Here is a 23762-nt window from a genome sequence, read left to right as displayed (position 1 = left end):
CCCTCTAACTATGAAGTGGTATTTCAAATGATACCTTTGTCCATGAGCCTAGCTTACTTTCGATTATTAATTGAGTATCATGATACTTTGCCAATCTTTTATTAATATTGGCAATTCCAATTCCGCGCTCTTTTTGCTTGGATATATCCAATAACTCGGGAATTTTATTTGCAGATATTCCTACACCTGTGTCATAAACAGTCACCACTAAGTGTGAATGAATTTTATTTATTGATACTCTAATAATACTAAAATCCTCTTTCGGGCAAATGCCATGATTAATCGCATTTTCGACTAATGGCTGAATCGAAAGAGGGATGATCGATTCGGCTAATGCATCCTGATCTACATTAAATTCAATCCGAAGCTTCTCACCGAATCGTGCCTCTTCAATTGCTATATATGAATGTAAAAGTTTTATTTCTTTTTCAACAGAAACGAAAATATCTTGAGAATTAAATTCAAAAGATTGTCTTAAAAAACTGCTGAAGTGAGCTAGTAACTGTGCTGCCTTTTTTCCGTCTGAATAACATAGTGACATTACACTCGTTAATGTATTGAAGAAAAAGTGTGGTTTAATTTGTGCTACTAAATAAGCTTGTTCTGTCACATCCAGTTCATGAGTCAACAGTTCATTCCTTTTGTACGAATGATTAATCCGTATAGTCAAATATATCGCGAGAGCAATTGCATAAAATAGTATATTTAAAAACCCGAGCTGCAATTTAGATGTGAAGCCAAAACTATAGAGTAATAAATTAATATTATAAATATTAATATTCAACATACTGAACATAATAATTTTCTGTTGATAATCACGTGGAGCATCTTTTTTAAAATAAAAATACAACATTTTTATCATCATATATAAATATACATAGCAATTTAACAATATAAAAATCGGCAAAAAGGAATGATAGAAATTTAACGTTGTCAATAAAATAACGAGTACATAAAATGTGTAGACAAAAATCAATACATTTTTAAACAAAGGGTTAAGCAGTCTTTTATCAATTTGCGTAACAATGAAAATTAAGGAAATTGTTGCAAGAAATATGGAAATATCTTTAATTTTAAACAGAGCCTCAAACGATAGGCTTGGTATAAGATAAAGAATCGTTCTTTCACTTAAGCAAAAATTTACTAGAGCAAAAAATATACATGACAGCGCAAAGGCAAGAATAAAAAACTCTTTCCTCCTGTATCTTTCCACGAACAAATATAAAAATATATAAAGCATTCCGATTGTCAATAAGATTGTAAGGATCCCTAATTCGAATATCACATGTTTAAAGCTTTCACTAACTAAAACTTCCTGTTCACCAAAATAGATGGAATTAGAGATGCCCGCACTGTTGTAAGAAAAATCGGTCACTTGAATAATGACCTCTAACTGTTCTTTATCTGGCTGGAAGAAAATTAATTTTGGAATATTTCCTTCTGTATAACTAGTCAGTTGTTTAGCTACAACACCTTCTTCACTAACCAATTTACCATTAATGAAAATTTTACTCGCACTGCGGATATTCTGTTTCTTTATACCAAGCACTTGATCGGTAGGGACGTTTTGAATAACAAGCCGATATGTACCGCTCCCTGACTTTTCATCCTCGGTCGACCAAGTTCCAGGTACCTCTATATATTTAGGTTTTATTGAAATACCTCTCTCAAAATGCTCTTGATTATATAACTGACTTTCATAAAATTCCCATGTTCCATCAAGCGGGATTATTTTTTCCTTATTAAATGATGTACTAACCAAATCCAATTGACCTTGTAATGCAAAAGTTGGCTGATTATTATACAAACTAAAAATGGGCATTAGTAATAGTAAAACAATACCAAATAGTACAAGCAGAGCTTTTATGATTTTTATATGAATACCCCCAATAGAATTTAAGTAAAAAGCTCTATCTCTAATTAGTACTTTGTAAGATTGTTGTAAGAAATTTCTGTTTGATACATTGATTCTGTTATTTCATAATAGGATTATAAAGTCTTATAGGTATTAAGTCTATATTATAATTTTATTATTGAGATATGGTTGCAGGTTAATTACCATGAATCTTTCAATTAGTGGAATGATTCTCTAGTAAACTATCATAATTCTTCATTAAATTTAATAAATTTGTAAAGTAACGAAGCAAATCTACAATAATAAATTAGTTTTGCTTTATTAGGCGAAATTTTGTTTCGGAGCAAATTATCTATCAATATTGAAATTAAATAATTAAAACAAATTTTAGTTCTTTTTACCTGTTTATTTTTTATAAAGTAGGGAAAAAGAAATGATAAATTGGGAATTATAGCATGATACATACTCAAAAATACATTGTATACTAGTATTATCAGATATTTCAGTAAAAAGGGGTTGGCTAGAAGGAGATGGAATTTACTTATGAAACCAAACGCAATACGCTATTGCTTTGGGTTATTACGGGGTTGCCTCTCATGGGCACTTTATATTTTTTCTTTCCTAGTCAATCAATCGACCTGGAAATTTTTTCGTATTTATTGATATTCGCCATTATTACTACCGCCATCCCATTTCAAGTAGGCGAAACGACAATTGTCTTGTCGCAATGGGTGACGTTAACTGCCTTTCTTCTTTATGGTGTCGGTGCAGAAATGATTATTGTTCAACTTAGTCTTATACCGATTATTTATCAAATGAGAAATCGTCCGGATTTGATTACTCGCATTTTATTCATTTCCTGGATGTTTGTAGCATCATCATTTATAGCTGCGGGAGTTGTCCATTTACTTGGTTTTGAAGTAGGAAACTCAGATTTAAGGCATTTGCTTATATATGGGTCAATATTTGCACTTATTCATATGTTTGTAAATCACTTAATCTTATATTTACGAGATCGATTAATAGGAATTAAGGGAAAGTTTTTTAGTGAGGATTCAAAATGGGATTACAGCAGTATTCTGATTACATTGCCCTTTTCCATAACGCTAGTAATTATGATCAATGAATTAGGCGTACCGGCAATTTTCCTGTTAGGGGTCCCTTTCTTTGTCATTACTTTTGTTGTTAAGATGTACAATATTTCAGAGCGAGTTAATTATTCTCTTAGTAAAGCAAGTGAATTTGGTCATGAGCTTGCTGACCGGCTAAGTGCCCAGCAAATTATGGATTTATTTATTCATCGTGTGAGTCAACTTTTCCCGCATGATGCAATCTATATCGTTGATAATATTAATGGCAAGTATGTCATCCTTCGAGCAAGAATTGATAAGCAAGACAAGGAAATTCATGCAGATTCCGATTCAATACAACATTCATTTATTAATGAGTGCTTCCAATCCGAAGAAAAAAGTGTATACGGAAATACAAAGGAATGGATGGATCAAGCACCAGATTTTTTAACATATGATATGAACAGTGTCATGATTGTTCCAATCCATCGAAACCAGCGTACTGAAGGGGTAGTCATCTTAACTGCCCGCAAGAAAAACGCATTTGAAAAGTATCAAATGGATATCGTTCATTTGTTGTCGACATATTTTGCTGTATCACTGGAAAAGGCAAAGTATATTAGTGCGGCCGTAGAGCGTAGTGAGACATGTGCATTGACTGGTCTTTATAATTACCGTTATGTAGATAAAATGCTGGCTGTGGAACAGGATCGCATAGTAGCTAATCCGCATTTGCACTTTTCCTTATTAATGATGGATATTGACCATTTTAAAAGAATTAACGATACGTACGGTCATCATGCAGGAAATATTGTCTTAAAGGAATTCGCGAAGATATTGGAAAGCTTTGTTCCAGAGGGGGCAATCTTAGCTCGGTATGGTGGGGAAGAGTTTGTAATGCTCATTCCTCATATTAATAAATCAGAAGCAGCTGAGTTGGGCGAACAAATACGCCAGAAAATTGAAATCACACCGTTTTTAATTGAATCTGATCTAAGCGAAACGCATCAGGAAGAGCGGATTAATATTACAGTAAGCATTGGCGTATCCAATGTACCGGAAGATACGGACGAAATGATAGGGCTATTAAGAAATGCTGATCGTGCTCTTTATATAGGAGCTAAGCAGGCAGGGCGCAATAAAGTGGCTAAGTATGTGAAATAAAAGAAGCAGTTCAAATTTTACGACAAGTAAAGTTGAACTGCTTTAATTTTTGTCTACTTCCGGGAAGGTGTTTTCTAGCTTAGTTCTCAATTATTCAGTATTCGAGCATTAATTCATACTTTCTTTATCTGAATAATGTATGATATTAATAGGATCATTAAATTTAAATTAAGATTAAATTTTAAATTATCGGAGGAATGAAAAATGGCAAAGATTTATGTAATCCATGAAAATGATGACTGGACTCGTCATTTAGTTACGCGACTAGAGGAGTTAAATTTACCATATGAAACGTGGCATTTAGATGAGGGGATTGTCAATTTATCGGAAGCACCTCCAGAAGGTGTGTTTTATAACCGCATGAGTGCATCATCCCATACACGTAATCACCGCTACGCACCGGAATTGACAGGTGCGGTATTGGACTGGTTAGAATTCCACGGCAGAACTGTTTTAAATGGCAGTAATGCACTTCGATTAGAGTTGAGTAAAGTAAAGCAATATACGGCACTGGAAAAGCACGGAGTAAAAACGCCTAAAACGATTGCAGCAGTTGGAAAAGAGCAAATTATAGAAGCTGCTAAAGCACTGAATATCGTTCCCTTTATTACGAAGCATAACCGTGCAGGAAAAGGACTTGGAGTACAGTTATTTTATTCAATCGCTGCATTGGAGGAGCATTTAGCAAAGCCTGATTATGATGAACCAGTTGATGGAATTGTTCTGATCCAGGAATATATCGAATCACCGGAATCATTTATTACGCGTGTAGAATTTATTGGAGGACAATACTTCTATTCTGTACAGGTTGATACGTCTGAAGGATTTGAGCTTTGTCCAGCTGATGCATGTCAAATCGGCGACCTTTTTTGCCCAGTAGGCGAGGAGCCGAAAGAACAACGAGCGAAGTTTGAAATTGTTGAAAATAATGAAACGAAGTTACTTGAAAATTACGCAGCATTCCTGAAAAATAGTGGGATTGACGTAGCAGGTATTGAATTTATCCGTAACGCAAACGGAGAATTATTCACATATGATGTAAATACAAATACAAACTATAATTCCGATGCTGAAGCAAAAGAGGGTAAATATGCAATGCTACAGCTTGCAAAGTTCCTTGGGCAAGAGCTAAATAAAGTAAAATCACAAACGGCAATCACGAAGTAAGGCAGCCAAAATAAAAACAACCGATATAGGTGGAAACTCCATCTGCTTTATCGGTTGTTTTTTGAAGTACTATTTATGCTTTTTATGTTGCTTCATGCGCTTTACTAAAAAGCCGCCTTTAAATGATTTTGGCTCATAAGAAATAATAAATGCCGTTGGTTCATGATGCTGTACGAGCATAAACAGTTCTTTCTCACGATTTCGTTTCGTTAAAATTTCATATTTATAACGTTGGCTGTCACGCCCTTCACCTACGTAGGTCGTTAACGCAAACCCTTCGTCGCGAATTACCTTAATAAGTTCTTCGTTGCGGTTTTGTGTATTAATCGTTACGTAAATATAGCCAATCGCAAGCTTTTGCTCAATGCGCGTTCCGATAATAATTCCAAGACCAAACCCGACTGCATAAACGAGCATTGCAAGGAAGCCCTGATCACCACTAAACACAAGTGAAAGACCGAATACGTAAATAAGCATTTCCACAATACCGATAAGTGATGCGAGCATTGTAATATTTTTCACTAGGAAAATTGTGCGTAGTGTAAATAAAGGAACATAAAGTAGTTGTAGTAATAGTATAAGTAAAATTTCTTTCAATGAAATCGAATCCTTTTCTATAAAGAGTATGCTCATCATAATATGTGCCTTGTTCTAATGCAATAGATAGGCATAAATTAGGATTGATTTATTGGATAAAAAATTAGTGAAAAGGTGAAAAGCATTTGTTGCTAAGTGCAATGACAGAATCGATGTAAGGTGAATTTATTGAAATGAAGTATTATTTAAGTTAGTGTTGTTAAAAGAGTTGGTAATTAACTTCCTGCCATAAAAAGTATGCTAAATAAGGGTGTAAATTTTTATTTACTAGTATACTTCGGTATAATTACATTGAGTGTATAGGAAGTATAATCAGAGAGAAGGTGTTGGAATGACTATTCTTATTGTAGATGACAATCGAGTGAATCAATTCGTTATTGAGAAGATTCTGAAAAGCGATGGTTATGAAAAATATGTTTCAGTACATTCTGCAAAAGAAATGTTTGACTACTTAGATCCATCCAATGCACCTAAATGCAACGAAATCAACGTCATTTTATTGGATGTTATGATGCCGGAAATGGATGGCATTGAAGCATGTCGTATTTTAAAACAAAATCCACAATGGAAAGATATACAAGTCATTTTTATAACTGCACTTGAGGATAAAGCGAAATTATCTGAAGCTTTAGATGTTGGGGGCATTGATTACATAACAAAGCCAATAAATCGAGTGGAACTTTTAGCTCGGATTCGTGTTGGTAAGCGTTTGAAATCAGAACTCGATTGGCATACAAATCAGGAAAAAATAATACAAAGAGAGCTTAATCTAGCAGCACGTGTCCAACAAAGTTTGTTGAGTCCACCACTCCAAAAATCGAACATTGCAATTACGGCTTCCTATTTACCGTCTTCAAATTTAGCCGGGGATTTATATTATTGGGATAAGCTCGATGAAAATCGATATGCAGTGATGCTGTTGGATATGATGGGGCATGGTGTTTCTGCATCCTTAGTATGTATGTACATTTCCTCAGTGCTACGGGAAGCAATCAAAAAACTTACAGAACCCGAGCTTGTAATCGCAGAGCTTAATCGATATATGAATCTGCTGCAAAATGAAAAAGAAAATTTACTTTACTATTTTACAGGTGTGTATTTTATTATCGATACGAAAGAAAAAACGATGGAATATGTCAATGCTGGCCATCCAACCGGCTATGCGCTTATAGATGGGCAACAGACAGTGCCAATTACACAGACAAGCTATGCTGTAGGCTTTGTAGAGGACATTAAGATAGAGAAAAAAATTATAAACTTTAATTCATCTATTCAAGTGGTACTCTATACAGATGGTGTATTAGAGGCTATGGGAGATTGTGAAATTGCTTCTGATAAAGAGCTCCAAAAAATTGCAAGTAGTCCATGGTCAACAGAAGTACCGCCAATAGATTATCTATTAGAAAAAGGACTGCAGGAAGATCAGCCGGATGATATGTGTGTATTGCTGCTACAGGCAAATGGTAATAAGGTATCTAGTAGCTCTAAATCGACCGTTGAGGTAGTTCCAAATTAGCTTTCTAATGAAACCTATAGTAAATTAAAAAAATCAATTTTCTCTTAGTGAGAAAATTGATTTTTTTATCGTTTTTATAATTTTTTTTGGTAAATACGTTCTGCTGCATTGATTGTACGATATTTATGTGCCAAGGGTGTAAATTGTAATGTTTCTTTATCACCTAACCCTAAAAAGCCATTCGGTGCTAAGCTGTCATAAAATAAGCGGTGCACATCATGCTGTAGATCTGGTGAGAAATATATAAGCACATTGCGGCAAATAATAACATCGAATTCCTGGAATGAATGATCTGTTACTAAATTATGCTGGGCGAACATAATATTTTCCCGTAAATACGGGTGGAACGAAGCATAGCTATTATCGGTTTTATAATATTGAGAAAAACCTTCCGTCCCACCGGATAAAATATAATTTTTCGTGTAAGCCTGCATTTTTTGTAGAGGGAAGGCTCCCTGCTGTGCCTTTTTCAGAACACTTTCATTCATATCAGTTGCATACATTACTGTACGATCAAGAAGTCCCTCTTCCTGAAGTAAAATAGCCATTGAGTAAACTTCTTCACCTGTCGCACAGCCAGCATGCCAAACACGTATTTTTTCGAGCTTTTTTAATTGAGGAACGATATTTTCACGAAGTGCTCTAAAGAAAGAAGGGTCTCTGAACATCTCAGTAACATTAATTGAAAAATCATTCAGCAACATATTTAAAAGCTCTTCATCATAAATAATTGACTCTGTTAAACGGGATATGGTGGGAATATTATTTATTCGCATCCGATGTTCAATTCGACGTAATATAGATTGCTGATTATATTGTCGGAAATCGAAACCCGATAATGAGTACAGTGCCTCTAATAGTAAACTAACTTCTAACTTTTTCTTATCCATTTTTTAAACGTTCCCTACTTGTTAACCATACTGTTAATACAGAAAATAGTTGATCTAAATTTAAAGGTTTGCTTATATAATCTGATGCTCCGACTTCAAATGCACGGTCACGATCTTGTTTCATCGCTTTTGCAGTTAATGCAATAATCGGCAGCTCTGTTAGCTGTAAATCATAGCGAATACGTTGCATCGTTTCGTAGCCATCCATTTCAGGCATCATAATATCCATTAGCACGGCATCAACGCGAGTAGCCGTTTGTAAAATATTCAGGCACTCCAAGCCGTTTGTAGCTTCCAGCACGTGAACACCTTTTTGTTCCAAAGCTTGGCGCAAAGCATAAATATTTCGATAATCGTCATCGACTATTAAAATATGCTTTTCGTCAAATATAGTTTTTGCAGGCGTTACTGGAACTGGAAGGGCAGGAGACACATCTGTAAAGGCAACTTCCTGGTCAGAAATCAGTGTTGAAATATTTCCATCCGGAAGACTTGGTAAACAAACTGTAAATGTACTGCCTTCGCCTTCTGTACTTCGTAACGTAATCCATCCGCCTAAAAGCTTAACGACTTCTCGGCAAATTGATAAGCCTAAACCTGTACCGCCGTATTTACGAACTGTCGCTCCATCGGCTTGCTGGAATGATTCAAAGACAATTTGCTGCTTGTCTTTTGGAATACCAATACCAGTATCCGTCACGCTTATTGTAAGCCATGTATCACTTATTTGTTTCATTGTAGGTGTTACCTGTGCAAGCTCAACTTTTACATCGACAGAACCTTGCTCGGTAAATTTCAATGCATTTGATAATAAATTATTCAAAATTTGGTGGAAGCGTTTCACATCAGTATGGAAAATTTCTACCATGTTTTGAGCGACATCAACATTTAAATCAATTTCTTTTTGTTTGGCAATTGGTGAGAATAAATTATGGACATGCTGTGGAATTTCATGAACATCCATTTCTCTAAACCATAAATCCATTTTACCTGCTTCCACTTTAGATAAATCTAAAATATCGTTAATAAGGTTTAATAAATCTTCACCTGAATCATGAATAACCTTGGCATATTCTAAATCATCTTCAGATAAACGATGATCATTATTTTCCGACAGCATCTCGGATAATATTAAAATACTATTAAGCGGAGTACGTAGCTCATGTGACATATTCGCTAAAAACTCAGATTTATAATTTGAGCTTTGGCGCAACTGCTCAGCACTTTCTTGTAGCTCGATCTGTGCTTTTTCCAGTGCATGTGTTTTTTGCTCTGCATCACGTGTACGTTCCTCAAGACGCTCATTAATTGTAGTAAGTTCTTCTGTTTGCATTTTTAATTCTTCAGATTGTGTTTGTAACTCTTCTGATTGAACTTGTAATTCTTCAGTCATTGCCTGTGACTCATTTAAAAGACGAATAACTTCCATACGTCCGATTATACTGTTAATCGTCACGCCTAAATGCACGACTACTTCTTTAATTAAAGCGCGATGATGTTCATTATATCTCTTTAAAGATGCTAGTTCCAATACTGCGATAACGTCGTTCCCGAAAAATACAGGAACAATAATTCCGTTTGAAATCGGTATATTTCCTAAAGCTGTTTCAAGGTAATGGAAGCTATTTTCTTTATTTTCATAGCTTAGTACACGTTTTTCCTTTACACTTTGACCGACGAAGCCTTGTCCGACCATAAAGCTTTGACGTCCAACATCATCACCTGTCTCGGCAAAAGCCGCAATTTTGTTGAACTGGTTAGTATTGCGGACATCTTGAATATAAAAGGCACCATACACTGACTGTGTTCGGGTAGTTATAGAATTAAGCAATACTTCACCTAGTTCATCAAGCGAGTGTACGCCCTGATAGGCTGTTACAATTTCAGCTAAATTTCTTTGGAACCATTGACGGTTTTCCATTGTAGCAAGGAGCATATTCGTCGCATCCACGAGATCTCGTACTTCGTCATTTGTTTTCGCAACAATGCGCTTACGGTTTTTGCCGTCTGTTTTGTTCATATCTTCAATCGCTTCAGTTACTTCATTGATGGATCCCGCAATATTTCGGGAAATCATTGTAAATACGATAATCGTAACGACTGCAATGAGAGAGAGAATCGCAAAAAGACCATATGTTAAATCGGTATTTCGATCATTCAGTACTGATACCTGTTGCTGAATATTTTCAGTCTCGACAGTACGGAATGTAGTGAAATTCTGTTGCATTTCACTAATCGCTACACTGCTTAATTCTCCATTGAACAACGCGTTTATCCGATCGCTGTCATCTAGTGTAATGGCAGTTAATAAGGGTTGTCCGATGTTGTTTATCCAATTATTAATACTATTATAAATAGGAGCAAGCTGGTTTTCACCAGTAGAGTAATTATTTACGAGATTATTAAGTTCCTCATAACTTGCTTCCCAAGTAGCGACTTCATCCTTATACGTATCTAAATACTTATCGTTGTTTGTAATTAAGTAACGATGTAACGATGACTCCAGGTTGAGAATTTTTCGTTCTAAATTATTCGATATTACACGCATTGAGGAATCATACTTAATAATAGCGTTTCGCTCTTCCTGTAAACTGGTTATTTGATTGTTTAACACAACTGCAGAAACAACTAAACATAAAATTAAAATAATATAACCACTAGTAATTTTAAAGCCAATCCCAATTTTCCGTTTTTTATTCATTTTAATCCTACCTTTAATTAAGATTTCTTTTAGTAAGTATACTATAACTTAGTAGGGTGTACGAAAATAGAGGATTATAACATTTTTTTGTTTTTTATATACTATTTACCTATTTAAAGTGAGTCGAGCTTACCATATTGACCTCCACCACCACCAACTATCTTCATTTCCCCACTTTTTGCAATCATAAACCTTTTTGCGAGATTTTCTGGAATTATTTTTTTTATTTCTTCAAATGTCGTGTTATGGAGTATATTCATCTCTGTTCCAAATGCATTTAAAAGCTTTTCGATCGTTTTAGGACCGATGCCCGGAATGAAGTCGAGTGGAATTTGGTGAATGTAAGGTGGTCGTTGTATTTCTTCATACTCAGCGTCAGATAATTCCCTGATTCTTTTGGCGACACCTTTAATAAGCTGTTCTTTCCCACATTGAGGACAGCGCAAATAGTCGTCATTTAAAATTTGTTCCCCGCAATTGACACATACGGTTTCGTAATATTTACCAAGCAGGGGATTTAAACCATAATTTGCAGTAATCATTCTGCCATCTTGTTGATGGAGCACTTTTTTCAGTTCTTCAAAATTGGCATCCATCACTTTCATTTTCTGATATTCACGCGCCAGTTTCCCGAGAGAATGCGCATCTGAATTTGTCACAAAACTATAGCGGGCTAATTCATTAATTCCGTTTACCATTGTCGTATCCGAACTTAAACCTAATTCAATTGCATCAATTAAGTCAGGGTCGAACACTTCAGTTAAGCTTTTCTTCACACCTTTTCCAAATAGGCTTTTAAATGGAGTAAATACGTGAGCAGGAATAAATAAACCACCAAGTTCATGCACTTTTTGCTGTAGAACACGACCATCACAATACATACGCTGAGAGCTTAAATGAATATTTTTCTGAAGAGGGCGCATCCAGTCTGAAAACTGTTTCATCTTTATAATAGAAGGCATATAGCAAAGCACATGGATTGGTCCGTGGCAATTTGCATCATAAATTTCGATTTCTGATCCTAGAATAAGCGTCGTTTTTTTAAAACGTACACCGCCTTCCGGTAGCTCAATGGCCTTTTGCTCACGAACGAGCTGCTCTATTTCATCAAGAACTTCAGGTGATTGGCAATCGATAATACCAATCAAATCCAAACCCTTTCTTGATGTAGCGGTTTCTAATATATTGGTAAGAGTTAAATTATTACTACCCGTTATTTTTACTGCACGTCCGTTTTGTGTCCGTCCAATATGTATATGCAAATCTGCATAAATTTCCTTCCACATCTTGTCCACTTCCTTTATTCATAGTTATTATAAGAATACCCGTAATGAGAGGATTTATAGTAGGGAAGGGAAAATAGTCGACCTTGGCTTTCGGGAAAAATACTTTAAAGGATTTTTTTCATTTCATTCCATTTTTCCATTGCAGCGTTCTCATCAAACGTACTTAATACACGATAGTTTTCATCATCTAAAATTCGATAATGAGCGCTCAAATAATTTTGCTGAAGACGATGATTTTTAAATTCATCAATATTTTTCCACCAAATGTAGCCACCCATCGTTTTTTCTTTCGGAGTAATAATAACATCATGTGCCGTAAGCTCGATTACTTCCATCGGGTCACCGCCGATTTTATTTTGTAGTGTAGAGCTGTGGCGAAACAGGGCACAAATAGCAATCGTAGTTGTCCAATTCGCAAGCATACGGTCTTTTTCAATTTGAACGAGCGTCTTTTTGGAAATCCCTAAAATTTCAGCCATCTTATCTTGTGTAAAATTATTTTCTGTTCGGATAAGTTTTAAACTTTCCGAAGTAATTTGCATAATAAATTGTCTATCCATTTTATCACCTCATGTAAGAAAAGCAGCCTTAACAAAATCGCTAAGGCCACCTCCATTAATCTTATCCTTCTTTATCTTTTCCTAACAGTTTATTTGAAATAAAGAGCCCGATTGCTCCAATGGCAATGAATGAAATGGAGCGAATTAAGATGTCAAGCTCAGATAAATCAAAGAAAATCATTTTAATAATTCCGAAAAACAACAAGCCAATTCCTACAAGCTTCAAGTTTCGGTAACTTCGTTTTGCTGCTAAAAAGAGCGACAAGCTGGCGATAACGAAAATTGAAACCGTATTTAAAATAACAGCTGAGTTCCAATTGATGAGATCATGATAGTTCAAGAAATGCGTCATATTAAACAGCCATATAATTGAAATGATCATACTAGCAATCGTCAATTGTTCTGTATAGCGGGCTATAAAAACTTCATAGTTTTTATAAATGATGCCGCGCTTCCATAAATCTGCTACAATTGCCCATAAAACAGCAATATATAAAATACGAACAAGTATCGCGACTAGAATAGCTCGTTCATCAACCCATGTATTCACTAGTAATATGAGCCACACAAATCCGTAAATTCCACCGGCAAGGAATGGAAGTAATCTTCCGATAAAAGTACGTTTCACTACAACAATTCCTGCAAAGCCAAGCGCAACTACGCTAAACCATAAAAAATTAGTGAATTGCATCGGCATATACGCCCAGTCTAATTTCCAAATGTATAATAGCCCCGCAGCATAGAGTAGCGGTGGGAATAGATCGCGCAAACCTATAATCCATTCTTTATTTTCTACTGGCTCACGGTTAGATTGAAGCAGCATTGCATATAAACCTGCTAGCATAGCGATGACGAGCACCATTGTTACATGCTCCATCGAGAAAAACGGCTGAACAGAATAAAAAGTAAAAACATAAATAGCGAGTATAGAAAACGTAATACCCTTAACCCATTTCATAAAGATAATGTCATGCTTCACAGCGAGTATTAATCCTGCAAATGAAACAAGTACGAATAAAAGGAACGTAACTTCCTGTGAAATATTCAGTTGCGCAATAATGTTTAAAATCGTTAGGAGAGATAGTGTACCAAACATATCAATTAACAGTTTATCTGCACGTTTAAATGCAATGTATAATGAACCAGTTAAAGCTCCCAGCATTAAAATTAGTACAATTAAAAGCTCCATATCTTTATTAATTAGCAATCCATTAATTAGTGATAGGACAATAATGGTAAAGGTAAAGAGCATACTCGCATTGCGTTTGCTTTTGCTCGAATACAAACGTAAATAACTTACTAAAAAGACACAGTATAACGTAAGAATTGCAAGTGCAAAGAACAAAATCTGTTCATTATGGAATGTCGATACTATTGCCAATGCCAATATTGAAAAAGCCATACCGATGTAAAGGGCTTTACGTTGTTTATGTTTCCAAATAACAATCTGTACAGTAGCAAACAGCAATACTATGAATATACCAATGATTTGCGCACTAAATTCCATATATTCAAGTAAATAAGGAAGCAGCAGCGATGTAAATACAACGAGCGCCGTTAATGCTTCATTGCCTTTTAAATAACTAATGAATACGCCGTAACTAATGTAAATAAGTGCAAGGACGAGTGCAACATAAAGACTTAGTACATCATATATGATTGCTCCTGCAGCCGTAACTAAAATCCCGACGATGAATGCACCACCGTATAGAGATAAGGCTACAACCCGTGATCCTTTTTGCTTTTTCTCCATCCAATATGCACATACAGCAAGACCGACAGATAGCATAAAGCCAGCAATTATTTTTACACTGTCTGATAAAAAGCCATAATCACTAACTAGCTTTAAGCCCCAAAGGACTCCGAGCACTAAAATAACCATGAAAATTCTAGGCAGTGCACGGGTAAATGTTTCCTCGAGAGAGCGTTGTTCCTTTTTAGGCTTTGTCTCGTTAGGCGTTGTTTCTTTAGGTGGTACAGGTTGCTTAATGACAAGTGTATCTTTTGGTTGGGCCTTTACAGCAGGAACGGATGTTGTCACATTATTTTGTGCAGGTACGACTTTCTCGAACTTCGCATGCTCTTTTAAATGCTGGACCTCAGCTTTTAATGTACGTAACTCCTGTTCAAGTGCACCAATCCGTTCTAACATTTCAGATTCTTTTTCCAAACATCTCACCTCTCTTAATAAATTAGAAATACTCAATTAGTGTAATATTACACTTTTATTCAGCGTATGTAAATCGTTTCTGAAAGATTCAACCTTTTGTATGAATTAGAAATTAAGAACGTAGTACAATTTTATAGAAACTTTTATGTACCTTATTCGTAACAAAGTAGATGAACAAATTTAAAGGGAGGGATATACGGTGTTTGGAGAAAAGCCTAAGTGTACTATATGCGGTAAAGAAATTAAAGGTGATGAGGTTGTTTATATTAAAATGCGCTACCCAAAGCGAAAAGGGATGACAGAAATAAAAGCTTATTTAAACAACGAAGGAAGTTTCATGTGTGAAGACTGCTTTCAACAGAAATCGAATTGATATTAGGGACTAGGACAAACCCATAAAATGCTATCATTCTCCTTGAAGGAAATAACATTTTCTGCTGGTTAAAAAATTGATTTCCATTACGGGACGCTTTCCGCGGGCACGGCCTGAGCCTGTAGTCTCAGGCGTCGTGCTTCTCCCGCTGGAGTCGCCCTCCATTTCAATCAATTTTATAGTATTCGTTTTTTAATAAAGGTCTTTTCCTTATCCACGTAAAAGTTACTTATTTTTTATCTCAACTATGTTTTCGTGAATCTTAAATAATACAATCATTAACTCACAGTAAATCCGAATTATAACTGGCCCCAATACAGTGAATACAAGGCACATTAAAAACGCAATAATATCTCCGCTGAAAAGGGAAAATAATGCAGATAGTAAACCGCCGATAATTGTTAATCCAGCCAACGCCCAAAAAACATACTTAATAATATCTCCTGCAATCATACGGTTGAAATTTAAAAAATCGTTCAATTTTCCAATCCTTTCTAAAAAAAGTTTGCCTAACATTCTGGCGGTAAATTTACATTCCTTCGACACCACTCACCAGCCATTAACAAAAATTCAGGAAATTGTTGCTAATTGTATATCCTATGCAAAGGGATTACACACATATTATCGAATTTTGAAAGAAAATGGGTTGCAATCATTAACCCCAACGGAACACCTAGTGACCAAAAAATATATATTAGTAGCGAACTGTATATTAGGGGCTGTAAAAAGGAAATATTAGTTATGTACTATTAAAAATAATTTAGAACATATAATTATTAATCAAAAAAGTTATTTGGTAGTATTAAAATGAGTATAGATTTCATAGGGGGTTTTATGAGTAATTTAATTATTTTTTCATGCATATTTCTTGTTCTCTTAACAATTTTTATAAAGACGTTCCGTTCATTTACTTCACAACTGTACTTGCGCAGTAAAATAAAAAAAGGTCTCCTTCAAAATAAGACAGAGATTCGGCTGGCTAAAGGTGATAAGCAGCAGCTGTCCGAAGTTTATAAACGCGTTTATAACATTGTTACGCATAGACCGAGTCGTTTATTTACTCCAAAAAATAGAAGGAAGTTCGAGCAAAGGGCAACGAGCGAACTGAATCGAATGGTTAGAAATCCTCTGACAAAGCTATTCGCGAGTTTCTTAACATTTTCTAAAGGAATGCTCACATTCATTTTCCTAATGGCAACAGCCTTTTTTGGTGTGATGGTCGTAGATGAGGTGAAAGCATCCTCGTTAACATTGCCAACGATTAATAAAGACGTCCAATTAAAATTGAATGTCGATTTGGAAGACAAAATTGATTCAATCGTTTCCAGTTTATTTAATGCCGAAAATAAACTGCAGAGCTTTAACTTTCAGCCATTGGCAAATGATGAGGTCATTCCTGTATATGATGTAAAAGATTATCCTCAAGCGATTACGAGTGTGGAAGAGTTAGGGCAAGCGATTGCACATCATATGTCCAAATTCGAAAATCAGTTTACCCTGCATTATGAAGGGGATGCATCGGATTTTGAGAACACGGTTGATGAAGTGTATAAGTGGCTACAGGTAAACGAGCCTTATTTATGGGCAGTAATGGGAGATTTTTCAACACGTGCAAGGTCCTTTGGCAATCAAATTGAATGGCAGGCTACTATAAATTATGATTTAACAGCTGAAGAAAATGCGATTGTATTAGGTATGATCGAGCAAATTGTTCAAACTATTCCTGACGATGCATCAGAAGCGGAAAAAGTGAAGTTTGTAAATGACTACTTAGTCGTGCATACAAAATATAATCTAAACAGTAAAGCCAATGCGCATACTCCGTACTCTGTTTTAGTCAATGGGGAAGGCGTATGTGAAGGATACGCACTAGCTGCATTATTAATGTTTGAAGAACTTGGTATTGAAGCGAAGTACGTTATCGGTGATGCAGGCGGTCCTCATGCCTGGAATCTAGTAAAAGTGGATGGACAGTGGTACCACTTGGATGTTACATGGAATGACCCGGTGCCTGATCAAGGGGATAAAGTTCATTATAACTATTTCTTAATTACTGATGAAAAAATCAAAAAAGATCATCAATGGATTGAAGCAGACTACCCTAAAACGGCAGTAGAAAACTATCTTTAATATCTTTAATGGCTCATTACCATAAGTGGGGAAGTATAATGGTGGCTTACCCTTTGCTGCGCGTCACTCTGCTTTGGTATAAAGTGGATTTCTGCAAAAAAATGAAGGGGTAAAACATAGCAATTTCACTCTCCGCCGTCTCGCGATAGCGCAAGCGGCTTGATTGGGTGTTTTTTACTTCACTTTATAACGAGGGCAAAATTTAGGGATTGGTGGGCCTTACAAATGGCAGAAAAGACAGTGATAAAAACACGTATCATGTGGTTTTAGCGTTGTCTTGCAATAGCCCACCAATCAATAAAAAGCACCCCCATGTTATGGTGATAAACCTCTTTAATTCCAAAAAAATTAAAATAATATTGACAAATGAAATGTATTAACCGCATAATACACATTAAGGAGTGTATGAAGTGCTTAATACATTTTTTTGTGCATACTGTATTAAAGGGTTAGTACAGGTGAGAACGCATTTTTTAGATATAGTGTACTAGGTCATTAATACACGAAGGGAGCTGACAACAATGGATTTAAAATTTAATAATCGTGATCCTGTCTATGTGCAAGTGATTCGCCATTTTAAGGAACAAATTGCAAAAGGTTTCTTTGCGCCTGGACATGTGATTCCATCACGGCGAGAGCTGGCCAATCAGCTCAAGATTAATCCAAATACGGTGCAACGTGCCTATAAGGAAATGGAGGAGCAAAAATTGATTTATACAGAGGGAAATATGCCAAGTTGTATTACAAAGGATGAAGCCGTTTTAAAAAGTGTACGTGAAGAATTAATTAGCGAAGCAGTGCAAGTCTTTATAAGCTCTATTAAATCAATTAATGCACCACTTCCGGAAATTATGGAGCTCGTGCAGAAAAAGTATGAGGAGAGTGAACAGCGTGATTGAAGTAAAAAATGTCTACAAAAAATACAAGAAAAAGCAAGTATTGAAGGATATGAGCTTCACAGCTGAAAAAGGGGAAATTACGTGTTTAATCGGTATAAATGGTGCGGGGAAAACAACAATCATGAAATCGATTATGGCGCTTACACCAATAGACCGCGGTGAAATATTAATCGATGGTAAAAAGATTAATAAGGATGCGTACGAAAATATTACGTACATTCCGGATCGACTTACAATGCTGCCGAACTATACGATTGCAGAAAGCTTTGAGTTTATGGCGGACTTTTATAAAACATGGAATGAACAGCGTGCAACAGAACTACTTACTTTTTTCAAACTAGACCTTCAAGATAAACTTTCAGGCTTATCAAAGGGGAATGCGGCAAAGGTCAATCTACTGCTTGGCTTAGCATTAGATGTGGACTACATATTAATGGATGAGCCTTTTTCCGGTATCGATATCTTCTCACGTGAGCAAATTGCGAATGTCTTTACTAGTCACTTAATTGAAAATCGCGGTGTTATTATTACGACACATGAAATCAATGATATTGAGCACTTAATAGATAAAGCTGTGCTTATCGGCGATGGTAGAGTACTAAGAGAAATGAATGTAGAAGAGATCCGTGAAATAGAAGGTAAATCCGTAGTAGATGTGATGCGGGAGGTGTATGTAGGATGAACGAATATTTAAAGCTCGTCAATTTTGAGATAAAGCGATTTAGTAAACTCTTTCTAACACTCATAGTTATGGTAATTGTTGCTCAAGTTATAGGGGCATTTCTGACATCGTTTAGTTATATGAGCAGAGTAGAAACAACGATGGCGCAGAAGCTACTAGGTGAAAGTCAATACGTACATGAGTATGGGGCGTATAATCTCCAAGAATTTTTATTTTCGGGGTATTTTATACTTTCAATTATGTTCGCAGCATCAATTTTAATCATATACGTATTTTTCATTTGGTATCGTGATTGGCTTGGAAAGTCGTCATTTATTTATCGATTATTAATGCTGCCAACTGCACGAAGAAACATTTATTTTGCCAAGCTGACTACGATTTTGCTGTTCGTACTTTGTTTAGTAGGAATACAAATTGCTTTATTAGAAGTGGTGCAACTGATTATTCATGGCATTATACCAGATCAGCTGCGTGCTGATTCAAGTAAAGCTTATATTTATTCATTCGATATATTATCGTTCTTATATCCAAAGACTCCTTTACTGTTTGCCCTTCTTTATGGACTTGGAGCAACAGTAGTAGCTGTCGTGTTTACAGCGATTTTATTTGAACGAAGCTACCATTTGAAAGGTATTTTCCTAGGAGTCATTTATCTGGTCATTTCAATCATTGTTATGGCAATCCCAGTAATTATCCAGGATATTACAGGTTATTTATACTTGAACGAAATTATTGGAATGACTGCTGTAACGAGTATTTTAACACTTGGGGTGGCTCTTTATTTAGCAGACTATTTATTAAAACGAAAGATTAATGTGTAGGGGAGGGGAAGCAGATGAAAAAATACTGGCAGCTTCTTTTAATTGTCGGAGTTATTGTAGTCACGGTAAGTATCCATTATATCCAAGTCGCCAATGCTAAAAATTATCATATTACATTTGATAAAATTTCTGGGGACGACAAATATGTAGACTCACTATTAATAGAAGGAAATATAGATGAGGGAATGACATATAATTCGGTTATTATTGGAAAAGATAAAACAACATTAGTAGACGATTTCAAATATCAAGAAGCACCACTTTTATTCCGCGATTTAATCGAGCAGAATAAAAACTTTATGCGTGGAAAAGGATTTAGTGCCACTAATTACTTTGAGGATGAAACGAAGCTTGTTTACGTAGAAGAGCCAAATGAAACCTGGAAATTAAATGAAGGCGACTCCTACAGCTACCGATTCGATTTATTGGATAAAGTAAAAAACGATCGGATTACATTTGACATACAATCCAAATTAAATAAGAAAGTTAACTGGCTTACGGTTCATAATATAACTGTTGTAAATAATGAGGTGAAGTTGTTAGTCAGACATTACCTTAACAATGGTGATGAAGAATTTTACATTGTTATCATTGATTTAGATAAACAACAGTTAGTAAGCGAGACTTCCATTGAGACTGTTACAAATGATGAAGCGATGTATACTAATCTTGAAATTTATAATCAGTATCATAATCTAGGTTATGAAAAATATCTTATCTATTCAACGACATTATATAATGCTGAGCATGAAGTACGTAATATCATTTCACGTCAGTTTAAAGTAGTAAATATGGAAACAAATGAAATAACGCCACTCGAATTACCGGACGGTTTAGAAATCGATATGCAAAGTGGTACGGTAGATAATAACTATTTCGTTGTAGCTCGTATGACGGATACTGACACTTGGATTTACCGTTATAATATCGGACAACAAAGATGGCTTGAACCGATAACAGTTCCACACCCTGAAAAATTCGTGAATAAGGAAATGAATAATACGTATGGCTACAACGGTAAATTCTACGTATTAAACGAAATGGAAAAAGATTTCGTACTCCAAATTTTCGATATTGAAAAGGGTACTACTTTATATGAAGGTATTCTTTCAAAGAATGATGCCAAACAAAAATATAATATTTGGGCCAATCGATTTTTGGAACGAACGGAATAACTTACAAACGAATATAAGAAATGTAACTCTTAATATTTGGCTACCAACCTATAAATATTGAGCTCGCATGGAATACCCACTATTTATCTGTAAAGAGAATAGTGGGTTTTTCTTTTTATTTAAGTTTTGTAAAGTTTCGTAAATTTATTACTTGAAAAGAGGGATGTTTGCTACGATTATGATATTCAAAGGGTAATGGAAGGAGATAAAATGGAGTCACTAGATCCGAATAAAAAAGGGTTATTTAAAACGTTAATAGAGATTTTTTTCGTATCGACTAAATTGGGCTTTACCTCATTTGGAGGGCCAATTGCGCATTTAGGCTACTTTCATGAAGAGTATGTCCGGAAAAGAAAGTGGATGGACGACAAAAGTTATGCAGACTTAGTGGCATTGTGTCAATTTTTACCTGGCCCTGCTAGTAGTCAGGTAGGGATAGGGATTGGTGTGGTACGTGCTGGAGCAAGAGGAGGCATTGTATCATTTATAGGTTTTACATTACCATCTGTAGTAGCACTTATTATATTTGCATTAGTCGTTCAAGGTTTGGATGTGAGTCAGGCAGGTTGGATTTATGGATTGAAGATCGTAGCAGTGGCAGTGGTAGCACACGCAATATTAGGAATGGCACAAAATTTAACACCGGATAGACAAAGAAAAACGATAGCCCTCTTTGCTGTAATAGTCACATTAATATGGCAAACCGCCTATTCGCAAGTAGGAGTAATACTTTTAGGTGCGTTCATTGGATTTCTACTATACAAAAGAGAGAAAGCTGACGTGGAAGGAATGTCGCCCTTTCCATTAAGCAGGCGCTTTGCAATAGGCTGTTTAGTATTATTTTTCGGCTTACTTTTCCTCCTTCCTATTTTAAGAGAACTGACTTCCATTCAATGGATAGCCCTATTCGACAGCTTTTATCGTTCAGGTGCACTCGTGTTTGGAGGAGGTCACGTCGTTTTACCGTTACTTGAAAGAGAATTTGTACCGACTGGCTTGTTGAGTGAAGAGGCATTTCTAGCAGGTTATGGGGCTACACAGGCTGTACCAGGTCCATTATTTACATTTGCAGCATACATAGGTGCCGTGATGAATGGTTGGTTAGGTGGGTTACTGGCAACTGTGGCCATATTTTTACCGGCCTTTTTATTAGTATTTGGAACATTGCCTTTTTGGGATAGCTTACGACGTAATTCAAAAGTAAAAGGTGCCCTTATGGGAGTAAATGCAGCGGTTGTAGGTATATTAATTTCAGCATTTTATACACCTATATGGACAAGCACTATTTTTACACCAACAGACTTTGCTTTTGCAGCCATTTTATTCAGTATGCTTGCATTCTGGAAGTTATCTCCTATGGTCGTTGTTGTGACAGGGATAATAGGTGGTATGCTTATGACAATGTTATAAATAATCTTTTATAAATAAAATATGTTACAGTAGACATACTAACCGCGAACATAGCGGAGTTGGAGGATTATATGACAAATACAGTAGATGAACTATTGGAATCGCTAATAGCTGCGACCGTAAATAATGAAGTGAAGTGGAGCAAAGGTACTGCCGAGCTTGAAACAGTTTTAGAGGAAGTATATGGCAATACGGAAAAGCTTTATTTCTTCTTTGATGAAGAAGAGGGCTCGAATATCGTTATTGCTACTTATAAGTATTACGAAGGTGAAGTAGAAGCAGAAGAATTTTTAAAAGATGGCATAAGTCTGTTTGTTATTGATGCAGATGATTCGGAAATTTTAAATGAAGTAACGGATGAAGATGCAGATGATGCAAAGCTATTCGCGACATTGATCGAAGCAATTCAAGAAGAGAAATAGAAAAGAATATGTACACGGGGGCATTCATATTTGAGGTATGAATGCCCCAAGTTACATAGGCTTAATTATACAAGTTCAAACTTTATACCTTCTGGATATATACCAATATAATTGCCTTCTTTGTTTTCATAGGCGATTTCCGCCCCTTCAATTACTTGGTTTTTCGATAATTCTTCCAATACAGTATTTAATGCCAGATCCAAATCTATAACAAGACAAAAAGTAGTCCCAGCACCATCTCCAACTTCTGAGCCATAAAGCTTTCCATTTCCAGTCAAATATAAAACTTCGTCCAGTAAGTCTTCTACCCATAAAGTTTTTTTCTCTGCTGCTTCAAATTGTGACTCATCCTCATAACGGTATTGAACAACCATTTTTGTATAGGACTCTTCTTTTACATATTCATAACCTTGATTTATCTTTTCTTTTGCCAATTTCTTCATCGTTCCTTTAGAGCTTTCAAAAAATCCTAACGAAACCGTTTCTTTTGTGCCAGGAACCCCTAATTTGCCGGATATTATATGTAGCTGTTTCTTCTCGTTCCATATTTGCCAATGAAATGTGTCACTGCCTGTTGTATTAATTAAACGAAGTACCACGCTAAAAACCCCCTAAAAATTTTGTAGAACCAATACCTTATTTCTATTCAACTACTAATTAATGATGCACTATCGAAGAGAAAAAATTAATTTTCAATCAAATTATCTAGTGCAGACCTATCCGAAAACCTTACCCGATTTTTAAGAAGTAAAAACCTTTAATGTAAAAAAGAGTATTTTACGTGTAGGCGATAAGGAACGCCGTTTATAGTGTAGACTTAAATAGGGAAAAGTTGCTAAATATTAAAGGTATTACTAAAATAGAAGTAAGAAGA

At 35.6% G+C, this 23762-nt stretch carries 20 protein-coding genes; 11 read left to right on the top strand and 9 right to left on the bottom strand.

All coding sequences use genetic code 11. The features are described from left to right. Positions 1 to 4 precede the first annotated feature (4 nt). The gene (locus NYE67_RS15660; protein WP_340730437.1) at positions 5 to 1807 is read right to left on the bottom strand and encodes a sensor histidine kinase; all 1803 of its coding nucleotides are present in this window, start codon (positions 1805 to 1807) and stop codon (positions 5 to 7) included. A gap of 644 nt (positions 1808 to 2451) precedes the next feature. Between NYE67_RS15660 and NYE67_RS15655 the strand changes: the two genes are divergently transcribed. Both NYE67_RS15655 and NYE67_RS15650 read left to right on the top strand, forming a co-directional pair. Continuing rightward, positions 2452 to 4089: a sensor domain-containing diguanylate cyclase gene (locus tag NYE67_RS15655; RefSeq protein ID WP_340730436.1), complete on the top strand. Its 1638-nt coding sequence runs from the start codon at positions 2452 to 2454 to the stop codon at positions 4087 to 4089. Between the two features lie 204 nt (positions 4090 to 4293). Continuing rightward, positions 4294 to 5256, top strand: a complete 963-nt coding sequence (locus NYE67_RS15650; RefSeq protein ID WP_340730435.1) for an ATP-grasp domain-containing protein — start codon at positions 4294 to 4296, stop codon at positions 5254 to 5256. Between the two features lie 69 nt (positions 5257 to 5325). Here the strand turns inward: NYE67_RS15650 and NYE67_RS15645 are convergent, their stop codons facing one another. Then, positions 5326 to 5853 (bottom strand): DUF2179 domain-containing protein, encoded by a 528-nt coding sequence (locus NYE67_RS15645; RefSeq protein WP_191699764.1) that lies wholly within the window; start codon positions 5851 to 5853, stop codon positions 5326 to 5328. 331 nt (positions 5854 to 6184) lie between these two features. Between NYE67_RS15645 and NYE67_RS15640 the strand changes: the two genes are divergently transcribed. Further along, a complete protein-coding gene (locus tag NYE67_RS15640; protein WP_340730434.1) occupies positions 6185 to 7369 on the top strand; it encodes a fused response regulator/phosphatase in 1185 nt (394 codons plus the stop codon). A 74-nt stretch (positions 7370 to 7443) separates the two neighbouring features. Here the strand turns inward: NYE67_RS15640 and NYE67_RS15635 are convergent, their stop codons facing one another. The 5 genes from NYE67_RS15635 to NYE67_RS15615 all read right to left on the bottom strand — a co-directional run bounded on the left by NYE67_RS15635 (position 7444) and on the right by NYE67_RS15615 (position 14976). Then, entirely contained in the window at positions 7444 to 8259 is an 816-nt protein-coding gene (locus tag NYE67_RS15635) for a CheR family methyltransferase (protein WP_340730433.1), read from the bottom strand. Continuing rightward, positions 8252 to 10960 carry an ATP-binding protein gene (locus NYE67_RS15630; protein ID WP_340730432.1) on the bottom strand — a complete coding sequence of 903 codons (2709 nt, stop codon included), beginning with the start codon at positions 10958 to 10960 and terminating at the stop codon, positions 8252 to 8254. The genes NYE67_RS15635 and NYE67_RS15630 overlap by 8 nt, the downstream gene beginning before the upstream one ends. 113 nt (positions 10961 to 11073) lie before the next feature. Then, positions 11074 to 12246, bottom strand: a complete 1173-nt coding sequence (locus tag NYE67_RS15625) for an endonuclease Q family protein (protein WP_340730431.1) — start codon at positions 12244 to 12246, stop codon at positions 11074 to 11076. Positions 12247 to 12350: 104 nt separating this feature from the next. Beyond that, the gene (locus NYE67_RS15620) at positions 12351 to 12806 is read right to left on the bottom strand and encodes a helix-turn-helix transcriptional regulator (protein WP_340730430.1); all 456 of its coding nucleotides are present in this window, start codon (positions 12804 to 12806) and stop codon (positions 12351 to 12353) included. Positions 12807 to 12867: 61 nt separating this feature from the next. Beyond that, positions 12868 to 14976, bottom strand: coding sequence for a DUF2339 domain-containing protein (locus NYE67_RS15615; protein WP_340730429.1), 2109 nt, complete (start codon positions 14974 to 14976; stop codon positions 12868 to 12870). 199 nt (positions 14977 to 15175) lie between these two features. Here NYE67_RS15615 and NYE67_RS15610 point away from each other — a divergent pair, with 199 nt between their 5' ends. After that, a complete protein-coding gene (locus NYE67_RS15610; protein ID WP_191703771.1) occupies positions 15176 to 15349 on the top strand; it encodes a Fe3+ hydroxamate ABC transporter substrate-binding protein in 174 nt (57 codons plus the stop codon). 225 nt (positions 15350 to 15574) lie between these two features. Here the strand turns inward: NYE67_RS15610 and NYE67_RS15605 are convergent, their stop codons facing one another. Continuing rightward, the gene (locus tag NYE67_RS15605; RefSeq protein ID WP_340730428.1) at positions 15575 to 15865 is read right to left on the bottom strand and encodes a DUF4282 domain-containing protein; all 291 of its coding nucleotides are present in this window, start codon (positions 15863 to 15865) and stop codon (positions 15575 to 15577) included. A gap of 408 nt (positions 15866 to 16273) precedes the next feature. Here NYE67_RS15605 and NYE67_RS15600 point away from each other — a divergent pair, with 408 nt between their 5' ends. From NYE67_RS15600 to NYE67_RS15570, 7 genes are all read left to right on the top strand, one after another. After that, the gene (locus NYE67_RS15600) at positions 16274 to 17479 is read left to right on the top strand and encodes a transglutaminase domain-containing protein (RefSeq protein WP_340730427.1); all 1206 of its coding nucleotides are present in this window, start codon (positions 16274 to 16276) and stop codon (positions 17477 to 17479) included. Between the two features lie 521 nt (positions 17480 to 18000). After that, a complete protein-coding gene (locus NYE67_RS15595; protein ID WP_340730426.1) occupies positions 18001 to 18378 on the top strand; it encodes a GntR family transcriptional regulator in 378 nt (125 codons plus the stop codon). After that, complete coding sequence (locus tag NYE67_RS15590) at positions 18371 to 19060, top strand: ABC transporter ATP-binding protein (RefSeq protein WP_340730425.1); 690 nt, start codon at positions 18371 to 18373, stop codon at positions 19058 to 19060. Before NYE67_RS15595 ends, NYE67_RS15590 begins: the two co-directional genes overlap by 8 nt. After that, the gene (locus NYE67_RS15585; protein WP_340730424.1) at positions 19057 to 19881 is read left to right on the top strand and encodes a hypothetical protein; all 825 of its coding nucleotides are present in this window, start codon (positions 19057 to 19059) and stop codon (positions 19879 to 19881) included. The genes NYE67_RS15590 and NYE67_RS15585 overlap by 4 nt, the downstream gene beginning before the upstream one ends. A gap of 14 nt (positions 19882 to 19895) precedes the next feature. Beyond that, the gene (locus NYE67_RS15580; RefSeq protein ID WP_340730423.1) at positions 19896 to 21056 is read left to right on the top strand and encodes a hypothetical protein; all 1161 of its coding nucleotides are present in this window, start codon (positions 19896 to 19898) and stop codon (positions 21054 to 21056) included. A gap of 195 nt (positions 21057 to 21251) precedes the next feature. After that, complete coding sequence (locus NYE67_RS15575; RefSeq protein WP_340730422.1) at positions 21252 to 22466, top strand: chromate transporter; 1215 nt, start codon at positions 21252 to 21254, stop codon at positions 22464 to 22466. A 71-nt stretch (positions 22467 to 22537) separates the two neighbouring features. Next, complete coding sequence (locus tag NYE67_RS15570) at positions 22538 to 22888, top strand: hypothetical protein (RefSeq protein WP_340730421.1); 351 nt, start codon at positions 22538 to 22540, stop codon at positions 22886 to 22888. Positions 22889 to 22953: 65 nt separating this feature from the next. Here the strand turns inward: NYE67_RS15570 and NYE67_RS15565 are convergent, their stop codons facing one another. After that, positions 22954 to 23487, bottom strand: coding sequence for a hypothetical protein (locus NYE67_RS15565; protein WP_191699779.1), 534 nt, complete (start codon positions 23485 to 23487; stop codon positions 22954 to 22956). Positions 23488 to 23762 lie beyond the last annotated feature (275 nt).

It is taken from the genome of Solibacillus sp. FSL W8-0474, from assembly GCF_038004065.1.
Classification (GTDB): Bacteria; Bacillota; Bacilli; order Bacillales_A; family Planococcaceae; genus Solibacillus; species Solibacillus faecavium.
The sequence above is the reverse complement of the archived record's forward strand: the minus strand, read 5'-3'. Positions and strand labels throughout refer to the sequence as shown.

Coding starts and splice junctions, on each gene's coding strand:
- NYE67_RS15595 (WP_340730426.1), top strand. CDS start 18,001: ATGGATTTAAAATTTAATAATCGTGATCCTGTCTATGTGCAAGTGATT.
- NYE67_RS15630 (WP_340730432.1), bottom strand. CDS start 10,960: ATGAATAAAAAACGGAAAATTGGGATTGGCTTTAAAATTACTAGTGGT.
- NYE67_RS15635 (WP_340730433.1), bottom strand. CDS start 8,259: ATGGATAAGAAAAAGTTAGAAGTTAGTTTACTATTAGAGGCACTGTAC.
- NYE67_RS15655 (WP_340730436.1), top strand. CDS start 2,452: ATGGGCACTTTATATTTTTTCTTTCCTAGTCAATCAATCGACCTGGAA.
- NYE67_RS15625 (WP_340730431.1), bottom strand. CDS start 12,246: ATGTGGAAGGAAATTTATGCAGATTTGCATATACATATTGGACGGACA.
- NYE67_RS15650 (WP_340730435.1), top strand. CDS start 4,294: ATGGCAAAGATTTATGTAATCCATGAAAATGATGACTGGACTCGTCAT.
- NYE67_RS15640 (WP_340730434.1), top strand. CDS start 6,185: ATGACTATTCTTATTGTAGATGACAATCGAGTGAATCAATTCGTTATT.
- NYE67_RS15585 (WP_340730424.1), top strand. CDS start 19,057: ATGAACGAATATTTAAAGCTCGTCAATTTTGAGATAAAGCGATTTAGT.
- NYE67_RS15570 (WP_340730421.1), top strand. CDS start 22,538: ATGACAAATACAGTAGATGAACTATTGGAATCGCTAATAGCTGCGACC.
- NYE67_RS15620 (WP_340730430.1), bottom strand. CDS start 12,806: ATGGATAGACAATTTATTATGCAAATTACTTCGGAAAGTTTAAAACTT.
- NYE67_RS15580 (WP_340730423.1), top strand. CDS start 19,896: ATGAAAAAATACTGGCAGCTTCTTTTAATTGTCGGAGTTATTGTAGTC.
- NYE67_RS15605 (WP_340730428.1), bottom strand. CDS start 15,865: ATGTTAGGCAAACTTTTTTTAGAAAGGATTGGAAAATTGAACGATTTT.
- NYE67_RS15575 (WP_340730422.1), top strand. CDS start 21,252: ATGGAAGGAGATAAAATGGAGTCACTAGATCCGAATAAAAAAGGGTTA.